Origin of the sequence: Mycobacterium arosiense ATCC BAA-1401 = DSM 45069 (genome assembly GCF_002086125.1) — a bacterium.
GTDB classification, from domain to species: Bacteria; Actinomycetota; Actinomycetes; order Mycobacteriales; family Mycobacteriaceae; genus Mycobacterium; species Mycobacterium arosiense.
Genome location: NZ_MVHG01000464.1, coordinates 1 through 229, shown reverse-complemented (window position 1 = coordinate 229; position 229 = coordinate 1). Strand labels below are relative to the sequence as shown.

The window sequence follows — 229 nt, the reverse complement described above, 5'->3', positions numbered from 1 at the left end:
CCTGCTCAACCCCGGCGACGGCCTGCTGCTCTGCGGCGACGCCGTGCACGCCCTGCTGGCCGGCAGCCACGCCTGCCAGGCCCCGGAACTGATGCCGGCGGAAATCGAACTGTTCGCCCTGCTGGAAGACCTCCAGGCGCGCGGTATCGAGGACGTCCCCGCTCGCCTGGTGGCGGTGGACTACCCCGGCTTCGTCGAACTCGCCACCCGCTTCGACAAGGTCAACAGT

1 protein-coding gene is annotated in these 229 nt (G+C 69.9%); it reads left to right on the top strand.

The genetic code is table 11. From position 1 onward, the window contains the following. The coding region (gene tusB / locus BST14_RS29285; RefSeq protein WP_083067515.1) for a sulfurtransferase complex subunit TusB at positions 1-229 on the top strand (229 nt) is incomplete at both ends.